We start from the raw sequence: 19,959 nt of genomic DNA on the forward strand, positions 1-19,959 counted from the left end.
AGCGAAAACCGGTATCTGGAGAAATCCAAAACCGCAAGTGGAAAGAGTTTTCCTTCCACTTGGGTGAAGAAAATAGCGTTGGACACCTATCACTTCATATGCCGCGTTTTCTCATCAATGCATCAGGCGAAGGAAGCCGTCCTCTGAAAGCCTTGTATAGCTCTTCGGGATCGCGACTGCCGCCAGCCGAATAAATATATTTTTTCAGTTTTTCAGCCGTGGCCGGATCAAAAGCATTACCGGTTTCTTCAAATGCCTCGAACGCATCTGAATCGAGGACTTCCGCCCACATATAGGAATAATATCCCGCCGAATAACCGTCACCGGTGAAAACATGGGTAAAATGCGGCGGACGGTGGCGCATAATGATTGCCTTCGGCATACCCAATTTTTTCAATTCTTTCTTTTCAAATTCTGTCGGGTCATCAACTTTGCCACCTTCATGAAAAGCCATGTCAACAAGTGCCGAGGCCGTAAATTCAACGGCATCGAAACCACCATTGAACGTGCGTGCGGCCAGAACCTTGTCGAGCAATTCCTGCGGCATGGGTTCACCGGTTTTGACGTTCCTTGCATAAGTTTTCAAAGTTTCCGGAACAGTGACCCAATGCTCGAACAATTGCGAAGGAAGTTCGACAAAATCTCTTGCCACAGATGTTCCCGAAACAGATGGCCATTTAACTTCGGATAGCAAGCCGTGGAGTGCATGTCCGAATTCATGGAACAGGGTTCGCGCATCATCCAGTGACAAAAGTGCCGGTTTTCCCTTGGGCGGTTTGGCAAAATTACAAATATTATAAATGATCGGTTTGCGCCCTTTTCCCAAATGGTGTTCGGTTTGTAATTCGCTCATCCAGGCGCCCGAACGTTTGCTGGGGCGGGCAAAATAATCACCAATGAAAAGCCCGCGTAAGCTGCCATCCGGATTTTTTACCTCGAAAAGCCGCGCATCTTCATGCCACAAAGGTACTCCACGCTTTTCTTCAAAAGAGACACCGAATAGCTTCTTTGCAGTGGCAAAGGCTGCCTCGATCATTTTATCGAGTTCAAAATAGACTTTGACCGAAGCTTCGTCGAAGGAGAACAATTTGCTGCGAAGCTTTTCGGCATAATAGCGCCAATCCCATGCTGCCAATTCGTCATTGCTTCCCGTTTGTGCTGCCAGTTTTTGCAACGCGTCGGCTTCTTTTTCAGCCTTTGCGACTGCCCGCTTCCAGACCGGCATTAAAAGTTTCATGACATTGTCGGGCGTTTTGGCCATTGTATTATCAAGTTTGAATGCAGCAAAAGATTTGAAACCAAGAAGCTTTGCCTTTTCATCACGCAACGCGATAATTTCTTTGATAACATCACGATTGTCATTTTTATTGCCGTTTTCACCACGTTTTGCCCATGCTTCAAAGGCAATCTGGCGCAAGTCCCGCCGGTCGGAAAAAGTCAAAAACGGTTCGACAATCGAACGGGCAAGTGTCAGTGCATAGGAATCCGGTTTTCCCCTTTCCTTTGCCGTCTCTTTCATTGTTGCAACAAGATCGTCGGGAAGTCCGGCGAGGTCGTTTTTTTCAAGATAAAGCACCCACTCGGCTTCATCATTCAACACATGTTGGCCGAATTGTGCGCCAAGCAGAGCCAATCTCTCGTTTATCTCTGCCAGTCTTTTTTTATCTTTTTCATCAAGAAGCGCACCGTTACGCACAAAACCCTTCCATGTGAGTTCAATGACACGGGTTGTTTCGGCATCGAATTTTGCTTTTTTTGCTTCCTCATGGAGGGCATCAATTTTTGCAAAAAGCCGCGGATCCATCATCAATTTTGAGGAATAGCGAGACAGTTTGGGCACAAAATCCTGTTCCAATTGCTGGATCAGCTCATTGCTATAAGCACCCGAACGGAGAAAGAAAACAGAACATACGTGGTCAAGTGGCTGACCGGCAAGTTCAAACGCCTGCAAAAATCCATCTATTGTGGCAGGTTCCGGCGAGGCGGCAATTTGTTCAATTTCGGCTTCTGCGTCTTTTAATGCTTCTTCAAAAGCAGGCTTGAAATCTTCATCATGGATTTTTGAAAAATCAGGTAGACCTTCAAAACCGGACCACTCCAGCAAAGCCGTTTTTGACATATTTTTTCTCCAATAATTTATTGCAATTCATTTGCATCGGGCAATACGCTATTCATGTAATCATTAAAAGCGGGAATACCAGCTTATCAGGAAAGCTTTTAAACAAAGAAATTGTTATGCCGTCATGAAAACCGCCCTTTCTTTCCGCGAAAGCCGAAGCGGACGACTATAAAATAATTCTGGCATAAAATGATTCATGCATAAAATGCCTGTGATATGAAATGCCTGTGATATGAAATAAGCGGGATATGAAACTCCCTTGGCTATTTTGGATAAATTCTTTTCATTTTGACGCGTGAGGCAAACGTGGTGATTTAGGGGTACGCCCCTTTCAAAACATTCCCGTTTTCGGAATTTTTCACGTCTTCGGCAAAACCGGAAAATAACGGTAAAACAAGGCTTGTCCGGAACGGTTTGCGCAATTTGCCAACACTTCAATCCTTATAAACGTTGGATAACCGTATCAGCCCGTCGGGATAAGGCTGAAAGCCATGAAGTTTTCTGGTGTAGGCATAGATATTGTCAGGGTGTCCCAGATAAATGACGGGCATATCTTCCTGAAGAACAGAAGCTGCATAATGATAAAGATCGACCCGTTCTGCCGGATCGAGTGTTTGACGGGCGAGCGACAATTTCTTATCCAGTTCGGGGTTGCAATATTTGCCGATATTGTCTCCGCCGCCGCATGTAACGAACCAGTAAACGTTTCCATCCGGATCAATACGCCCGCTCCATTTTTGTGCAGATACCTCGAAATTACCCTCGCTATTGTCAATCGCAAGTTTTGTGTCTTCTTTCGGGTGAAGGCTCACCTGAAAGCCTGCTTCATTGACCATTGTCCGGATTGCCTCGATTGCTTGCACAACTGTCGGGTCATTGCTGTGAGAAATCCGAACTTCGATTTTCTGATTTGCAAAACCTCCTTGTTCGATCAATTGACGCGCTTTTTCAAGATTACGCGGGGAAACAGGAAAACCCGGATTGAACCAGACAGTATCCGGCGCCCAGGGCTGATTGCCGACAACCATAGCCCCGCCATAGACGTGTTCGTTAAGAGATGCACGATCAATAGCCAGCGAAAAGGCCTGCCTTAACAATTTTTGTTGACCGAGAGGTGTACCGGCCTTGTTACTATTTGCTATATTAATGACGAGAGCAATATAGCCCTCGCTTGCAACACTATCGGTTTGCAATCTCGATGTTCTTTTTGCTTTGTCAAAATCATTTGGCGACAACCTGTCAACCATATCGACAATTCCCGCACGCAAATTGGCAAAACGAACCGCAGGATCTTCAATTGTTAGAAAGGTCAACCGGTCAAGTTTGATTTCCCTGCTATTCCAATAACGATCGAATTTTTCCAGAACAATTCTGTCACGGGGAACATGTTCGACAAAGCGGAAAGGCCCTGCACAAACAGGTTTAAGACCAAAGTCGCTTCCCATTTCACGGGCAGCTTTGGGTGAAACCATGACACCGGCGCGGTCGGCCAGATGCGATAAAAGCGTAGCATCCGGATATTTCAATTTGATAGTCAGTTCAAACGGTCCTGTTGCCTCGATTTTTGCAACGGAAGCAAGTTCGTTATCCCGCACAGATCGGGAAAAACTCATAGCCCGTTTCAAGGAATAGACGGCGGCATCGGCGTTGAATGGCGTTCCATCATGAAAGACGACATCCTTTCGCAAGTCCAATTTCAAAATCTTGCCATCGTCTGAAAAATTCCAATCCTCTGCAAGTTCCGGAATAAAATCGGCCTCGCGGGAAATGTCGATAAGCTTGTCGCACATGGACATGTAGACGACACGTCCGGAAAAAGTGCCCGATAAAACCGGATCAAGACTATCGGGGTCGTCCGGCAATGCAATTTTAAGTTCAGAAGCCATCGACGGGAAACAGACCAAGACAATCGAACAGATGCAAAAAAAACAGAACGATACCGCGCCGATAATCGCCTCTAGCAATAAATTGCGCTTTCCGTCTGTTTCAGAAAAATCGGTCAACTGTTTCACTATTGTCTCGATCTCGTTCAATACGCCGTGTTTTTAATACCTCATAGCAGTTCTGCCACATGCCCGCGACAGCTCGCTCTTATGATTTGACATAGCGCATTTGACATCCAATACCATGACGAAAGATTATTATCAGAACGAGATAAAGCAATCATTTTTTTCAATTTTTCTGCTTCGTCAATTATCCGGTTTTTTTATTGCTCTATAAAAGTAACAAATAAATTTGAATTATAAATTTTCGGTTTTTCACGCCCGTCCGATTTTTTGTTCTTTAACGAAAACAAATGATTATAATTGTGACAAAACGAAGCAAAAGGCGGCGAAATATCGCCCGAAGTTTCCACTGTTTTTTGCTGTTTAAAGAATAAAAGTGACTGATAGACAAACAGTGCTTGACTTTCGTTTAAAACATAACAATTGAAACATCTGCGTAGGGAAATGCTCCCCCCACATATGATCTGTCGGGATGTCAAACCTGCCCTATAGGTTACCCGACAGGTTGAATGTCCGTAATGAACTGTTCTGAAGGAGCTCCATCATGACTGAAAACCAGACTTCAGCATTCGATGTCAAAACGCTGTCTGCTGAGGCGCTTGCCGAGCGCTTGAGCCGTCTGCATTTTGCCGACGCTGTCGATGTCATCAATGATCTCGACATTGTCGAACGTGTCAATGTGTTCAAATTTTTGCCGATCGAATATGCGATAGAGCTGTTTGACAAGCCCGAGCTTGACGAACCCGGACAGATTCTCGAAATGCTCCCCACAGAACGTTCTGTCACAATTCTTGACGGAATGTCTGCCGACCAGGCTGCGGACGTATTTCAGGAAATGGAAGAGGCAACCCGCGCCAAACTTTACCCGCTCCTGAAGCCGCTCACCCGTGCCGAGATGAAAAAGCTGTCGAGTTATCCTGATGGCAGCGCCGGCGCGTTAATGACAACAGAATTTATTGCGGTTCCCTCCACCTGGACGGTTCGTCAAACACTTGACCATATCCGTGATGTCGAACGTACGCGCGAGACGGTTTACGCAAGTTATGTCATTGATCCGGAAACCAGTGTTCTTATCAAAGCGGTTTCGCTCAGAAATCTTATTCTGGCAAATCCTGATGATACTATTCTTAATGCTGCCACCAATGGCGAACCGATCAAAATCGGTCCTTTGACCGATCAGGAAGAAGTTGCACGCCTGTTCCGGCGTCACGATTTGCTCTCGGTTCCGGTTGTTGACGAAACAGACCACGTCATCGGCATTGTGACAGTTGACGACGTGCTCGATGCCATGACTGAAGAAATGAGTGAAGATGCTTACAAATTCGGTGGTATGGAAGCGCTCGACAAACCCTATATGGATATCGGTTTTTTCGATATGATGAAAAAACGCGGCGGCTGGCTTGCCGTTCTGTTTCTGGGTGAAATGTTGACCGCGAGCGCCATGCAGCATTTTGAAGTCGAACTTGAAAAAGCCATTGTTCTTACTCTTTTTATTCCGCTTATCATGAGTTCCGGCGGTAATTCCGGTTCACAGGCAACATCGCTTATCATTCGCGCACTCGCATTAAGAGAGCTTGACCTCAAAGATTGGTGGAAAGTCGCTTTAAGAGAAATACCCGCAGGCGTGTCTTTGGGCGCAATGCTCGGATTGATTGGTGTCATACGCATTATAGTGTGGCAAAAAACCGGCATATATGATTATGGCGAGCATTGGGTACTGGTTGCAATAACTGTAGGTGCGGCCCTGATCGGCATTGTTATGTTCGGTTGTTTGACCGGTTCTATGCTTCCGTTTCTCTTGAACCGTCTCGGATTTGACCCGGCAAGTGCTTCCGCGCCTTTTGTGGCAACACTGGTCGATGTAACAGGTATTGTGATCTATTTTTCCGTTGCAGCACTCATCCTGAGTGGCACACTTCTATAAAAATCGCATAATCCAATAAATTATTTCAGGCTGCTGTTCCACTTAATCCGATAACAGCCTGAAATCATAGTATCGCAGAATAACAGCATATCCGTGCTTGAGAGGATAATACGCAAACTATTGATTCATATTGTCATTAATCGCCATTATTTGCCAAAAAAAAGAATATATCCGGCCATGGTTATTGATTGGTCGGATCGCTATTCTCATATAAATAGGGCGATGCTCTCGAAGTTTCGCAGTGATGAGAACGAGTTTATCTTAGTCAAAAACAGTTTCCCCTCTTCCAAAAACTGTAAAAAACTTGTAAGAGGCATGCAACCCCATGCGGTAGCTCTGTTTGTTACCGTATTTTGAAATTTCAGTGAACGAAAAGAAGATCTACATGCAATTGCGCAATATTGCTATCATTGCCCACGTTGACCACGGTAAAACAACGCTTGTCGACGGGCTATTAAAGCAATCAGGAAATTTCCGCCAAAATCAACGCACCGGCGAGCGTATGATGGATTCCAACGATATTGAAAAAGAACGTGGAATTACCATCCTTGCCAAAGTTACCTCTGTTGTATGGAAAGATACGCGTATCAATATTGTTGATACTCCCGGACACGCCGATTTCGGCGGCGAAGTTGAACGTATCCTCAATATGGTGGATGGTGCGATTGTTCTCGTCGATGCAGCAGAAGGCCCGATGCCACAAACAAAATTTGTTGTCGGCAAAGCCTTGAAAGTCGGACTGCGTCCGATTGTTGCGATTAACAAAATCGACCGTCCTGATGCACGTCCTGAAGAAGTTATCAACGAAGTTTTCGATCTGTTTGCTGCACTTGATGCGACAGACGAACAGCTCGATTTTCCGATTCTTTATGGTTCGGGGCGCGATGGCTGGATGGCTGAAAGCCCCGAAGGCCCGAAAGATCAGGGCTTGGCACCTTTGTTTGATATGGTGGTGCGCCATGTTCCGGCTCCGACAGTTGCTCCCGGCCCATTCACAATGATCGGAACCATTCTTGAAGCCGATCCATTTCTGGGACGTATTATTACCGGCCGTATCCACTCCGGAAAAGTTAAACCCAATCAGGCTGTGAAAGTTCTCGATCAACAGGGCAATCTTGTTGAAACGGGCAGAATTTCAAAAATTCTTGCTTTTCGTGGCCTTGAACGCCAACCGATCGAAGAAGGTGACGCCGGTGACATTGTGGCAATTGCCGGTTTGCAAAAAGGGACAGTTGCCGACACATTCTGTGACCCGTCTGTGACCGAGCCGTTAAAAGCCCAGCCTATTGACCCGCCAACGGTGACAATGAGTTTCCTTGTTAACGACAGTCCGCTTGCCGGCACAGAAGGTGATAAGGTTACAAGCCGTGTTATTCGCGACCGGTTGCTCAAAGAGGCTGAAGGCAATGTTGCCTTGAAAATCGAGGAGTCAAAAGACAAGGATTCCTTCTATGTTTCCGGCCGTGGCGAATTGCAGCTTGCTGTACTCATCGAAAATATGCGCCGTGAAGGTTTCGAGCTTTCGGTTTCGCGCCCGCGTGTTGTCATGCATACAGACGAGAACGGAAACAAGCTTGAACCGGTAGAAGAAGTCGTCATCGACGTCGATGAAGAATATTCGGGCATTGTTGTCCAGAAGATGTCTGAACGTAAAGGCGAAATGATCGAGCTTCGGCCTTCGGGTGGAAACCGTGTCCGCATGGTCTTTTATGCGCCGACGCGCGGCCTTATCGGCTACCAGTCGGAATTGTTGACGGATACACGTGGCACGGCTGTCATGAACCGTCTGTTCCATGATTATGAACCTTATAAGGGCGATATTGCAGGGCGCACAAACGGTGTCATGATTTCCAACGATAATGGTGAATCGGTAGCCTATGCCCTGTTCAATCTTGAAGATCGTGGCCCGATGATTATTGATGCGGGTGTCAAGGTCTATCAAGGAATGATTATCGGCATACATTCACGCGATAATGATTTGGATGTGAATGTCTTGAAGGGTAAAAAACTCACCAATGTCCGTGCGGCAGGCAAGGATGAGGCGGTGAAACTGACACCTCCGATCAAAATGACGTTGGAACGTGCTTTATCGTGGATTCAGGATGATGAGCTTGTCGAGGTTACGCCAAAGAATATTCGTTTGCGCAAGCTATACCTCGACCCGATTGATCGTAAAAGAAACGGTAAGCCGCGTCCATCCGATAGTGCTGCCTGATTTTTGACCATTTACGCCGGATATCGAAAAGGTATCCGGCTCTTTTTATTCTGGAAAGGATGTCTCTATGAATATTGATTTGATCCCCATCGGCAAAAATCCGCCGGAAGACGTAAATGTTATCATTGAAGTTCCTGTCGGCGGACAGCCAATCAAATATGAAATGGATAAAAAATCCGGTGCATTGTTTGTTGACCGCTTCCTCTATACACCTATGACCTATCCGGGGAATTACGGTTTTGTTCCGCACACATTATCCGAAGATGGCGACCCGATTGATGTTCTCGTTCTTAACACCCGTCCGCTTGTTCCGGGATGTGTAATCAATTGCCGTCCGATCGGTGCTTTGATTATGGAAGATGACGGCGGCAAGGATGAAAAGATCATTGCTGTTCCGACTCCGAAAATGACCCAACGCTATGTTGATGTTCACGATTATGCCGATATGCCCGAGATCACTTTGAAACAGGTTGAACATTTCTTCCAGCATTATAAAGATCTCGAACCCGGAAAATGGGTCAAGATCGGTGGTTGGGAAGACGAGGATTTTGCCCGCGAACTTATCAATAAAGCGATCAAGCGCGCTAAAAAATAATTGATAGGCCATCTGTCAATTTTCTGAGTTCAAGCCTTATTTCATAAAACGCCCGTCAAATTTGGCGGGCGTATTTTTTTGCGACTTATCAAAGTCTTTTTTAAATTGCGGTATTTATTTTTTCCGTTGTTTTGAAAAAAGAAATTCAAGACGAAAACGTGTTTTTACGACAATTTGATTTGTCTTTGGAAAAGTCCAATGCCTAAATTCTTGCCAATTCCGGAATAATCGGGCGAGAACATTAGCCTGATTGAACAGGTTGATATTTCTGGTTCGTGATTGGAAATATTTCAAAAAATTCTTCCGACAGCATGTCGCTGCCGGTCGTTTTTTTAAGTAGAAGCTTCAACAAGACATGCAGGTAAAAGCCGAACCTGTATTCTGACGAGAATGACGCAACAGGGTTTTAATGTATGGATGGCCGTATAAACACAGTTAAAAAACAACATCACATCACCAAAGGTGATGTTGCCGCGGTTGCCGTCGGCAATGCTGTCGAATTCTATGATTTTATCGTCTATACAACATTTGCAGTCATGATCGGGAAAACTTTTTTCCCGTCTGATAATGCGTTTTCAAGCCTGATTTTGTCGGTTTCTACGTTCGGCATAGGTTTTATAGCCCGCCCCTTGGGGGCAATCCTCATCGGCACCTATGCCGACAAGGTCGGACGCAAACCTGCAATGATCCTGACAATGTTGTTGATGGCAATCGGCACTGCCGGACTTATTCTTCTGCCCGGTTACGAGACAATCGGAATTGCTGCGCCAATATTACTGGTTGTAGCGCGATTGGCACAAGGACTGGCATGGGGCGGCGAAGCAGGACCTGCCACAACGTTTATCATGGAAGCAGCCCCACAGGGAAAACGCGCTTTTTATGCAAGTTGGCAAATTGTAGCGCAAGGAAGCGCGGCCATAGTCGCCGGTTTGGTCGGTTATATTCTAAGCCTTGATTTAAGCCACCAGCAACAAACCGATTGGGGCTGGCGGATTGCATTCGGTCTTGGGCTTTGCATTCTACCCATTGCAATTTTAATGCGTCGCCATTTGGGTGAAACGTTGCAACTTGAAGACAAATCCGAAAATAACTCGACAAAGGGACTGCTGAAAGAAATATTCGAGCATCACAGTGCTTTGATTTTTATCGGAATATTCGTTCTTTCCGGAAGTACCGTCACGCAATATTTCTTGAATTATACAACAACCTATGCCTTGACGGAGCTGCACTATGGCGAGAATTTTGCCATGCTTGCCACTTTTGTTGTGGGGGTGGGTGTTGTTATTTTTGCATTGATCGGCGGCTATTGTGCCGACAGGTTCGGGCGGCGGGAAACAATCGTTATTCCGCGTATTATTTTGCTTGTTATCCTTTGGCCTGGCCTCTATCTCGTCAACCAGCATAATAATATTTGGGTCTTTTTCGGTGTCATCACCGTTTTCACGGCATTGCAAAATATTAGTGGTGCCGGAATTGTCATATTTTTATGTGAATGTTTCCCGAAAAGATTGCGGGCAACCGGTTTTTCCATCTCCTACGCGTTGGGAATTTCTCTATTTGGTGGAACGGCGCAAATTGTTGTGACGTGGATTTTGAAACTGACAGGTAATCCCGCCTCACCGGCTTACTATCTGATCTTCACCAATATTCTGTGTTTGGGGGCAGTCTTTTTAAGCCGGAACAAAAAAGTTCACTAAAAGCAGTTAAACAATTGCGTAAGTAAGGGATGTCGGTCGCATCCACTGTCAATTTTTTTAGCTGATTTGTCAATCGACAGATATATTCAAATATCAGAAAAAGACTCCGAAATAGGCGCGCCACATAAAAATGCGGATAAAATAGATAATCAGGAAAACAACGATTGGCGATATGTCGATTGAGCCGAGATTTGGCAAAACGCGCCGTATTGGTGCAAGCACAGGTTCTGTTGCACGATAAAGGAAATTGCCGATTGCGGCAATCAGCGGATTGTGCGGATTGACAATGTTGAATGCATAAAGCCAGGAAAATACCGCGCCAGCAATGAGAATGAAGATATAAACGCTAAAGACAAGGTCTATCACAGATAGTAAAGCAAAAATCATTCTCTAATCCTTTGAACGTCGGTCGATAGTGAAATTGCCATTCCGACATAGAATGGGCAAGCCTTTTTTATCCGGCTTTTAACGCTTTTCCTAAAAACTGCCGGAAGTGCTAAAAGTTGCCGGCTCAATTCCATTCCGGTCAAATTCCGTTCCAGTCAACAATAATCACAAATTCTCTGTTTCCAGTTCTTCAATTCCTATCGGCATTTGCTTTTTCTCTCCGTAGAAAATGAAGTAAAGCCCGACAAGGCTTGCAAGCAGGGAAATAACAATCAGATACCACATGTGGAACATCGGAAAGATCGGTTGCATCAAATTGATGACCCACGGTGTCAAGCCGCCAAATATCGCATAAGCAATATTATAAGAAAAAGATAATCCCGAAAACCTGACAGTTGCCGGAAAACCGCGCACAATCACATAAGCGACCGAACCGACATAACCGGCGAAAAAGCCCAGAAAGGCGGAAAGCACAAAAAACAATCCCGTCGAATAGCCTGCACAGTGATAAAAAATATAGACAACGATAGCAAAAGCAATTCCCGAAAAAGTAAAGAACTTGCCGCTCCCGAAACGGTCGCAAAGAAATCCGGCAACCGGCGTTCCAAGAATAAGGAAAAAACTCGTTATCGAATTGGCGGCAAGTGTAATATCGCCAGAATAATGATAAGGCGCTGCCTTCATATAATTCGGCGTGAGCAAGGTACTAATCATGACCGTTGCCGATAATGTCCAAGTCAGCAATATAGCGACGCTGACGCTTCCCAAATAGTGTGTCAAAACCACTTTCAAAGGAATGTCTTTTGATAGGGCTTTCTTCCTTTTCAACTCTTTGAAAATCGGCGTTTCTTCCAAAAAACGCCGGAGCCAGACAGCGATAAGCCCGAAGATTCCGCCAATAACAAAGGCAACCCGCCAGCCCCAGAAATCTGTTACATTTTCAGGCCATGGCAACACATTGTTATGAACAATATGATTGATCGCAAATGCAATGAACGAGCCGATCAAAATGCCGAGTGACAAACCCGAAGTCAGAACACCTGTTGCCAAACCGACATGACGTTCGGGAACATGTTCTGCAACAAACGTCCATGCACCGGGTACTTCGCCCCCGACAGCAAGCCCCTGCATCATCCGGCAGCATAACAGAATGAGTGGCGACGCAAGCCCGAAATGACTGTAGGTCGGCACAAACGCCATTCCCAGAGTTGCAAGTGACATCAAAAGCACTGAAAATGTGAAAATCCGCTTTCGTCCAAGCTTGTCGCCAAGGTGCGCCATGACAATTCCGCCAATGGGGCGCATGAGATAACCCGCAGCAAATATGCCGTAAGTCCATGTTGTGGCAAGCCAGGGCGACATTTCCGCAGGCAAAACCGTATGCGAAATCTCGGCGGTGAAAAATACAAATATGATGAAGTCATAAAATTCAAGCGCTCCCCCCAAAGAGGCCAGCCCCAGCGTGCGTATGTCATCACCATTCAAATTACGTGCAGACTTCATCTTTTTCCTGTTTTATGGGCTTTATCAAAATAAACAATTCTCCACCCTTGACCTTACCCTATAGGAAGCCCTCATATTATAGTAAATAGTCAATAGGTAAAGGAATATAAAAATGTCTGAGAAAAACACAAGCTTGTTCAAGGTAGAGGATATGACATGCGGGCATTGTGTAAAAACAATCACCAATGCGATAAAAGAAAAATATCCGTCTGCCGATGTCAATATCGAGCTCGACAAACACCTCGTCAAGGTTGGCGGTGTTACGGATAAAGCGAGCCTCTCCGAGATTATAAAAGAAGAAGGCTATACCCCTCAGGCTTTGTAAAAGGGCTTTTTTCTCTCTTCAAGCGGTCAAGCTTGAAGAGAGCTTGTATCTGCAAGGCTTTCGATAACCTTGCATTCGTGTATTTTATGACCGCTGCACGGTTTTGTTATTCTTTCCAGTTCGTTTTCGAGAATTTTCAATCGTGCAATTTTCATACGTGTTTCTGCAAGTTGCTTGTGCGCAATCGTATCGGCTTCGCCGCATGGATCATCCGGATGTTTGGATAATGCAATAAGCTGGCGTATGGCTTCGATAGAAAATCCGAGATTTCTTGCTCGCAAAATGAATAACAGGCGCTTGTAATCCGCCTCGACATAACGGCGTTGATTGCCTTCTGTGCGCTCTGGCTCATCAAGGAGGCCAATTTTCCCATAATAACGGATCGTTTCGATATTGCAGCCCGTATGTTTTGATAATTCGCCAATTGAAAAATAAATTTTCTGCATTTTTCCTCTTGAACCTGTAGTTACTACAGGAATTATATAATTATTCGACAATGATTTCTACAGTCAGAAATGCCCTTTCAAGGAATTTCAGTTCGTGGATGTCGAGAGCCGGATTTCAAAAATTTATCTCCATCGCTCTCCGATTTCCAGTGTTGGGATTTTTGATACATGACGGGAAAGCCTTAAGAGGAGAAACGACCTATGGCCGATGTCGAAAAGAAAACCGCTCCACATAATCACGCTCAACAGCACGGCAAGGATAATCCCGTGAGCGACAATAAAGAGCACCATGAAATTCTCTCCCTCGCAGCCGACAACGACCATCATCGCACCGGAAAGAAGTCGTTGACCGTGGGGGAAGAGGAACACCATCATGAACATCACTCCCACGCCGGTCACAGTCATGACGATTCCCATAAGCATAGTGACGATCAATGTTGTGGCGATCATTGTCACGAGCATTCCCATGAACACCACAATCATTCCCATTCTCATGACCATGATGACGAGGATGAAAAAATCGTCGAAGATGATCCGCGGTTAGAGGCGGGAAATGACTCTTTATGGCGCGTCGAGGGCATGGATTGCGCGGCCTGTGCCAGAACAATTACCACCGCCTTGGAACGCATGTCCGGCGTCGAGAATGTCCATGTTTCACTCACCAGAGAAAGACTGTCTTTGAAAGCGGATAAAAGCCGCGTCAGCCCCGAAGACATCGAAAAAACAGTAAGCTCGCTTGGCTATCGTCTTTATAAAATTGATAGTGACCAGCCACACCAACACAATGAAGAAAAATCGTGGTATAAGACACAGAAAGGTAAAGTGGCTATTTTTTCCGGTGTCTTATTGGCATTGGCCTATATTGCCTCGACTTTTTTACCTGACTTAACATTCTGGTTCTTCACAATTGCTGCGCTCGTCTCGCTTCTGCCTGTCGCAAAAAGGGCATTTGCCGCATTGAAAAACGGTAGCCCTTTTACCATCGAAATGTTGATGACAATTGCAGCAATCGGTGCAATTTTTATCAATGCGACACAGGAAGCGGCTGTCGTTGTTTTCCTGTTTTGCGTCGGCGAAGTGCTTGAAGGTGTTGCAACAGGCCATGCCCGCGCTGGTATAAAGTCATTAAGCAAACTTACCCCCAAGACAGCATGGAAGGAAGTTCACGGGAAGCTTGAAGAAGTCCCTGCTGACAGTCTTCAAATTGCCGACATTGTCCTTGCTCGCCCCGGTGACCGTATACCGGCGGATGGTGTTGTTGTCGATGGGACATCGGGTGTCGATGAATCGCCGATTACAGGTGAATCCATTCCTGTGACAAAGACGGTCAATAGCAAAGTTTTCGCCGGTTCCATCAATAATGAATCCGCTTTGCGCATTCGCGTCGAAACCAGGCCCGCCGATAATACGATCGCGCGTATCATTTCTCTGGTTGAAGAAGCGCAGGATGCAAAAGCCCCCACACAACGCTTTATCGACGCTTTTGCAAAAATTTATATGCCGATTATCGTCGGTATTGCGATCCTTGTCGCCATTATTCCCCCGCTCTTTGACGGGCAATGGAAGGAATGGACATATCGCGCATTGGCTTTGTTGCTGATCGGTTGTCCTTGTGCGCTGGTTATTTCTGTGCCGGCAGCCATTGCATCGGGGCTTTCGGCAGGAACCCGCCAAGGGCTTCTGGTAAAGGGTGGCAATGTTGTCGAGGCCTTATCGAAAGTCGATTGCATCACATTCGATAAAACCGGTACTTTGACAAAAGGCATGCCGATTGTGACTGATGTTGTCGCAACCGAATATTCGGAAAACGAGGTATTGCAACTTGCTGTCGCCCTCGAACGGGAATCGAGCCACCCGTTAGCTGTTGCTATCATAACAGAAAGCGGAAAGCGTAAAATAGAAGCCGTTCCGGTAAAAGATGTAAAAGCTGTTGCCGGTAAAGGCATTACCGCTGAATGGAACGGCAAACCGGTTTTCATTGGCGCGCCGAGATTTTCTCACGACTACGGCATTATCGGTGAAGCATTGCAAACGAGTGCCGACAAATTCGAGAATGAGGGAAAAACAGTCATTGTTGTCCATCATGATGGCAAGGCAATCGGCGTTATTGCAATGCGTGACGAACCAAGAGACGATGCCATGAATGCTTTGGATCAACTGCATCGTTTAAAAATCGAAACAGTCATGCTTACCGGAGACAACAGATTGACCGGTGAAGCCATTGCACGAAAACTCGGAATTTCTGTCAAAGCCGAATTGATGCCCGGAATGAAAGTGGCAGCGATCAACGAACTTGGAAAAAATCATATCGTTGCTATGGTGGGCGATGGTATCAATGATGCACCAGCGCTTGCAGCCGCAAATGTCGGCATTGCTATGGGATCGGGAACCGATGTGGCATTGGAAACTGCCGATGCAGCAATATTGCGCAACCGTGTGAGCGATATTCCCACACTGATTTCGCTAGCCCGCACGACAATGTTGAATATTAAAGAAAATGTTGCCATAGCGCTCGGCTTGAAGTTGATCTTCCTGCTGACAACAATCTTCGGCATTACAGGACTTTGGCTTGCGGTTATGGCAGATACAGGTGCAACGGTTCTCGTCACACTCAACGCATTACGGCTTTTGTTATTCAAAAAATAAGTTGTAATTCAAAAAAATAAAATGGCTCGCAAGAGCCATTTTTCATACGTTTTCAAGCGTTAATGATTAAACAGGCAAATGTCTGCTGCTTATTTCTTAAGTGCTCCCAAACGATCAAGTGCCGATCCGAAACCGTCAAGCTGAACAAAGAGATTGTCCAGAACCTGTTCTCCATTACCGGCAGATGTTGCTTTGACGTTCAGTTGTTTGCCACTGCGCAAGCCGGCTATTGATGTCTTGTCAAAAGCAACAGGCACAATACAGCCAACCGGCATACATGTGCGAACATTTGTTTCAATCACAACCTTGGTGTCGTCAACCTGAAGCTTCACCGGTTTGGAAACCAGAATACCGAAAGGCACAACCAGAACGCCGGATACATCGCCGTTATTATTGGTCGACACATTCATGCTGATAACCGGCTGGTTCTGATTATTGACTTCCTGACGAAGAAGAGCACACGCTTTTTCACCATTTTGCACAGCGCAATTGACAGTCCACAAACCATAGGTTTCAGTAAGCGACGACGCACCATTCGGCAATGTAGCAGAACCCGGTTTGACCTCCTTATCATTGGCGGCCTGAGCCGAAAAACTGGAAAATAGCAGACCGACAGCAAAAAAGGAGTAGAGTAAACCCTTCATTTGAATATTCTCTTCCGAATTATTTATACCCAATATTTAAAATTCTGTTTACCCGTATAAAGGATGTCAGTCTTTCAAACCAGACAATTTTTCTTCCAGCTTACTATATTAACAAACAATATGCCTGAACTGGGCAACAACTTTTTCATATACAGCTTGTTTAAAAGGCACGACCATCATCGGAAGAGCTTCGAGATCCACCCACTTCCATTGATCGAATTCTGCTGCATTGTTTTCCGGCGGCGGATTGATTGCTATTTCCGTGTCATCACCCAAAAAGCGGAAAGCAAACCATTTTTGCGTCTGGCCACGATATTTCCCTTTTAAAGCAATACCGACAAGCTCTTCAGGCAAATCATAAGTGACCCAGCCCTCTGTTTCCTCGATCAACTCTATAGAGTGAACACCGGTTTCCTCGTAAAGTTCGCGTTTGGCCGCATCAATCGGCTCTTCGCCCTTGTCGATACCTCCTTGTGGCATTTGCCAGATTTTGGAAGCACCTTTAAGCTCGCTTAACCTGTTTGTAATACGCCGTCCCGCCCAGACTTGGCCGTTTTTGTTGAACAAGGCTATACCGACGCATTTACGATAAGGCAAATCCATCGGTTTTTTTTGTTTCTCACTATCACTTTTTGTCATTATCTTACCAATATCCTACCAATATCCTACCAACCGCATTGTTCGTCCGAGATTCTATATAAACTCTATAACGGTTTCGAAAAAACCAACAACATCAATTTATATTTTTGAAATTACCTCTGCCCGTCTAATATTGATAATATTCAAAGCGTAATATTAACGGCACATTTGCGCAAATAAAAAGCGCGTTGGACGCGCTTTTATTCCGTTCAATTGGGAACGCCTTTTTGCGGGTTCGGAGGAAAGGCGGCATTTGCCATCTCGCCACGAAGCAATTTATAGGCTTCATTGAGCTGGATATCGTCTTTCGGATCCTTCGGAACAAAGGCGGCAGAGCCTGATCCCTTATCATCCTCCTGATTGCCCTTGATATGTCCTTTCAACTCGGACTCACCCAAGTTTACGTCATAGCCTTTATATTCATCGGGCAATGGTTGATCCACCTTGATATCCGGTGTGATCCCCTTCCCCTGAATCGAGGAACCTGAAGGCGTATAGTAAAGAGCTGTTGTCAAACGTAGAGCGCCGTTATCGCCAAGCGGAATAATTGTTTGCACCGAACCTTTGCCAAAAGATTGTGTGCCAAGAATTGTCGCACGGCGATGATCCTGCAAAGCACCGGCAACAATTTCGGAAGCACTGGCCGAACCACCATTAATGAGCACAATCAAAGGTTTGCCGTTGGAAATATCGCCGGGCTTGGCGTCAAAGCGCATAACTTCCGCCTGATCGCGCCCGCGCGTTGAAACAATTTCCCCTTTGTCAAGGAACGCATCCGACACACTCACAGCCTGATCGAGCAAGCCCCCCGGATTCAAACGCAGATCCAGAACATAGCCTTTGAGCTTGTCGGCAGGAATTTTTGACTGGATGTCTTTAATGGCTGCTTGAAGGTCATCGTAAGTTTGTTCGGTAAACTGGATAAGACGCAAATAACCGATGTCACCCTCGACACGATATTTGACGGCCTTGACCTTGATAATATCGCGAATAACAGTGATTTCCAAAGGTTTGTCCACGCCATTGCGAATGATTGTCAACTTGATCGGCTTGCCAACTTCGCCGCGCATTTTGCTGACGGCATCGTTCAAAGTCTGCCCGCGCACCTGTTCATCATCAATCTTTGAAATCAGGTCTCCGGCCAAAACCCCGGCTTTCGAGGCAGGCGTATCATCCATTGGGGAAACAACCTTTATAAGATCATTTTCCATTGTGACTTCAATGCCCAAGCCACCAAATTCACCTTTGGTGGAAACCCGCATATCCTTTGCCTCTTCGGCATTCATATAGGATGAATGGGGATCAAGCGAGGTCAACATACCGTTGATTGCATTTTCAATGAGCTTTTTATCGTCCGGCACTGTTACATATTGTGCCCGCACACGCTCGAACACATCGCCAAAAATAGCAAGCTGCTTGTAGGTGTCGCCATCACTATTAGCTGCAAAAGATTGCATCATAATCATTGAACTTGCGCCAAGCAGTGCACCGGCGGCTAAAACGGTCAATTTACGAATCATTCTGGTTCCTTCCCGACTTACCAGCTACCCACCACGGTGCCGGACTTACAGGTTTACCTTGTTTTCTGAATTCAATGTAAAGCATCGGAGTGCTTTTGCCTATATCCAAAGAAGCCGCACTAGCAATTTGTTGACTCCCCATTGTGCCTACCGGCTCACCTGACAACAAAAATTGCCCTTGGGCAACATAAATCTTGTCCATTCCAGCTAGCAATATATGATAATTTTGTCCGGTATCAAGAATAACCAACTCGCCATATGAACGGAAAGGCCCTGCATAGGCAACCACTCCGTCGGCCGGTGCAGTTACGATTGCTCCGGGTTGGGTTTCAACTGTATCACCGAGAGCTGCCCCGTTATTTGCACCGAACTTCTGGACGAGCTTACCGGCAGCCGGCAACATAAGGCTCCCCTTTTTTGCCTCGAAATCCAGATTTTGCAACAAACCGGCATTTTCAACTGTCGTATCGCCACCCGTTGTCGCCTGGCGCGATTGCCGGTCAAGTTCGGCTATCAAATCTTCAAGAGATTTCGCTTTTTCTGAAAGTTCCTGAACAGTTTTTCTTTGTGTCGTCAACTCGCTTTCGGAAGTCTTTTGCAATTTTGCTTTTTCTTCAAGCAACAAGGCCAATCGCCTTTGTTGTTCGACCTGCAATTGCACCTCACTCTTCATCTTCTCATGTTCAGCCTGTATGGCGTTTTGCACTTTGGTCAAATCTTTCAGGCTTGCCGAAAGTGCCAGCGTTTTCTCTCGCATTTCCGGCACGAGTGTTCCCAAAAGTGAGGCACTGCGCACCGACTTGAGTGCGTCATCAGGCTCGACCAGAATAGCCGGAGGCGGATTAAGCCCCATCCGTTCGAGGGCTGCCAGAACTTCGGAAAATTCAGCCCGTCGACTTTCAAGGTTCTGGTTGACCTTCGACTTTTCATCAAGCAATTCTTTCAGCTTGACTTCGCTATCGGCTATTTTTTGTGAACTCTCCCGTTCGTTCTTCGCCGCTTTGACAATTTCGCCCGTCAAGGTTCGTTGATCTTTTTTCAGATTGTCAACCTGACTTGCGAGTTCCGCCATTTTTTGTCGCGAAATCGTCATTGTCTGACGTATGTCATCCAAAGCTTTACCGGCGGCTTCCTTATTTGCATCCTGATCTGCAAAAGCTTTGAAAGCCGGATAAAACAAGGCACAAAAAACCATGGCCCCCGCCAATAGACGCGGGATAATTTTCGCACCATCTCCGATGACAAAACGTGACATTTTTCCTATAGAAGTTCACTCAAATCCAAAACAACAAA

The 19,959-nt window shown here is 45.9% G+C and carries 15 protein-coding genes; 6 read left to right on the top strand and 9 right to left on the bottom strand.

Annotated features, from left to right (window positions below):
• Positions 1 to 94: 94 nt before the first annotated feature.
• Positions 95 to 2,119 carry a M3 family metallopeptidase gene (locus tag H3S94_RS01120; protein WP_198240050.1) on the bottom strand — a complete coding sequence of 675 codons (2,025 nt, stop codon included), beginning with the start codon at positions 2,117 to 2,119 and terminating at the stop codon, positions 95 to 97.
• A gap of 434 nt (positions 2,120 to 2,553) precedes the next feature.
• Complete coding sequence (locus tag H3S94_RS01125; protein ID WP_198240051.1) at positions 2,554 to 4,005, bottom strand: ABC transporter substrate-binding protein; 1,452 nt, start codon at positions 4,003 to 4,005, stop codon at positions 2,554 to 2,556.
• 664 nt (positions 4,006 to 4,669) lie between these two features.
• Between H3S94_RS01125 and mgtE the strand changes: the two genes are divergently transcribed.
• The 4 genes from mgtE to H3S94_RS01145 all read left to right on the top strand — a co-directional run bounded on the left by mgtE (position 4,670) and on the right by H3S94_RS01145 (position 10,556).
• Complete coding sequence (mgtE, locus tag H3S94_RS01130) at positions 4,670 to 6,049, top strand: magnesium transporter (protein WP_077991162.1); 1,380 nt, start codon at positions 4,670 to 4,672, stop codon at positions 6,047 to 6,049.
• 385 nt (positions 6,050 to 6,434) lie between these two features.
• Positions 6,435 to 8,264, top strand: coding sequence for a translational GTPase TypA (gene typA / locus H3S94_RS01135; RefSeq protein ID WP_077991160.1), 1,830 nt, complete (start codon positions 6,435 to 6,437; stop codon positions 8,262 to 8,264).
• A 67-nt stretch (positions 8,265 to 8,331) separates the two neighbouring features.
• On the top strand, positions 8,332 to 8,859 hold the full coding sequence (gene ppa, locus H3S94_RS01140; RefSeq protein ID WP_077970583.1) for an inorganic diphosphatase: 528 nt from the start codon (positions 8,332 to 8,334) through the stop codon (positions 8,857 to 8,859).
• Positions 8,860 to 9,272: 413 nt separating this feature from the next.
• Positions 9,273 to 10,556 (top strand): MFS transporter, encoded by a 1,284-nt coding sequence (locus tag H3S94_RS01145; protein ID WP_198240052.1) that lies wholly within the window; start codon positions 9,273 to 9,275, stop codon positions 10,554 to 10,556.
• A gap of 93 nt (positions 10,557 to 10,649) precedes the next feature.
• Here H3S94_RS01145 and H3S94_RS01150 read toward each other — a convergent pair whose 3' ends face one another.
• Entirely contained in the window at positions 10,650 to 10,943 is a 294-nt protein-coding gene (locus H3S94_RS01150; RefSeq protein ID WP_077991146.1) for a YggT family protein, read from the bottom strand.
• 165 nt (positions 10,944 to 11,108) lie between these two features.
• Positions 11,109 to 12,446 carry an MFS transporter gene (locus tag H3S94_RS01155; protein WP_198240053.1) on the bottom strand — a complete coding sequence of 446 codons (1,338 nt, stop codon included), beginning with the start codon at positions 12,444 to 12,446 and terminating at the stop codon, positions 11,109 to 11,111.
• A 112-nt stretch (positions 12,447 to 12,558) separates the two neighbouring features.
• Here H3S94_RS01155 and H3S94_RS01160 point away from each other — a divergent pair, with 112 nt between their 5' ends.
• Entirely contained in the window at positions 12,559 to 12,771 is a 213-nt protein-coding gene (locus H3S94_RS01160; RefSeq protein ID WP_077991139.1) for a heavy-metal-associated domain-containing protein, read from the top strand.
• 26 nt (positions 12,772 to 12,797) lie between these two features.
• Here the strand turns inward: H3S94_RS01160 and H3S94_RS01165 are convergent, their stop codons facing one another.
• Positions 12,798 to 13,217 carry a helix-turn-helix domain-containing protein gene (locus tag H3S94_RS01165; protein ID WP_198240054.1) on the bottom strand — a complete coding sequence of 140 codons (420 nt, stop codon included), beginning with the start codon at positions 13,215 to 13,217 and terminating at the stop codon, positions 12,798 to 12,800.
• 201 nt (positions 13,218 to 13,418) lie between these two features.
• Here H3S94_RS01165 and H3S94_RS01170 point away from each other — a divergent pair, with 201 nt between their 5' ends.
• Entirely contained in the window at positions 13,419 to 15,863 is a 2,445-nt protein-coding gene (locus H3S94_RS01170) for a heavy metal translocating P-type ATPase (protein ID WP_198240055.1), read from the top strand.
• 89 nt (positions 15,864 to 15,952) lie between these two features.
• On the opposite strand, the gene H3S94_RS01175 is transcribed toward H3S94_RS01170, so the two are convergent.
• From H3S94_RS01175 to H3S94_RS01190, 4 genes are all read right to left on the bottom strand, one after another.
• A complete protein-coding gene (locus tag H3S94_RS01175; RefSeq protein ID WP_077991133.1) occupies positions 15,953 to 16,507 on the bottom strand; it encodes an invasion associated locus B family protein in 555 nt (184 codons plus the stop codon).
• A 108-nt stretch (positions 16,508 to 16,615) separates the two neighbouring features.
• On the bottom strand, positions 16,616 to 17,146 hold the full coding sequence (locus H3S94_RS01180; RefSeq protein WP_198240056.1) for an RNA pyrophosphohydrolase: 531 nt from the start codon (positions 17,144 to 17,146) through the stop codon (positions 16,616 to 16,618).
• Positions 17,147 to 17,355: 209 nt separating this feature from the next.
• Positions 17,356 to 18,666 carry a S41 family peptidase gene (locus tag H3S94_RS01185; protein WP_077991129.1) on the bottom strand — a complete coding sequence of 437 codons (1,311 nt, stop codon included), beginning with the start codon at positions 18,664 to 18,666 and terminating at the stop codon, positions 17,356 to 17,358.
• On the bottom strand, positions 18,656 to 19,921 hold the full coding sequence (locus tag H3S94_RS01190; RefSeq protein ID WP_246786386.1) for a murein hydrolase activator EnvC: 1,266 nt from the start codon (positions 19,919 to 19,921) through the stop codon (positions 18,656 to 18,658). The genes H3S94_RS01185 and H3S94_RS01190 overlap by 11 nt, the downstream gene beginning before the upstream one ends.
• Positions 19,922 to 19,959 lie beyond the last annotated feature (38 nt).

Source organism: Bartonella sp. B10834G3, from assembly GCF_016102505.1.
In the GTDB taxonomy this organism is placed as follows: domain Bacteria; phylum Pseudomonadota; class Alphaproteobacteria; order Rhizobiales; family Rhizobiaceae; genus Bartonella; species Bartonella choladocola.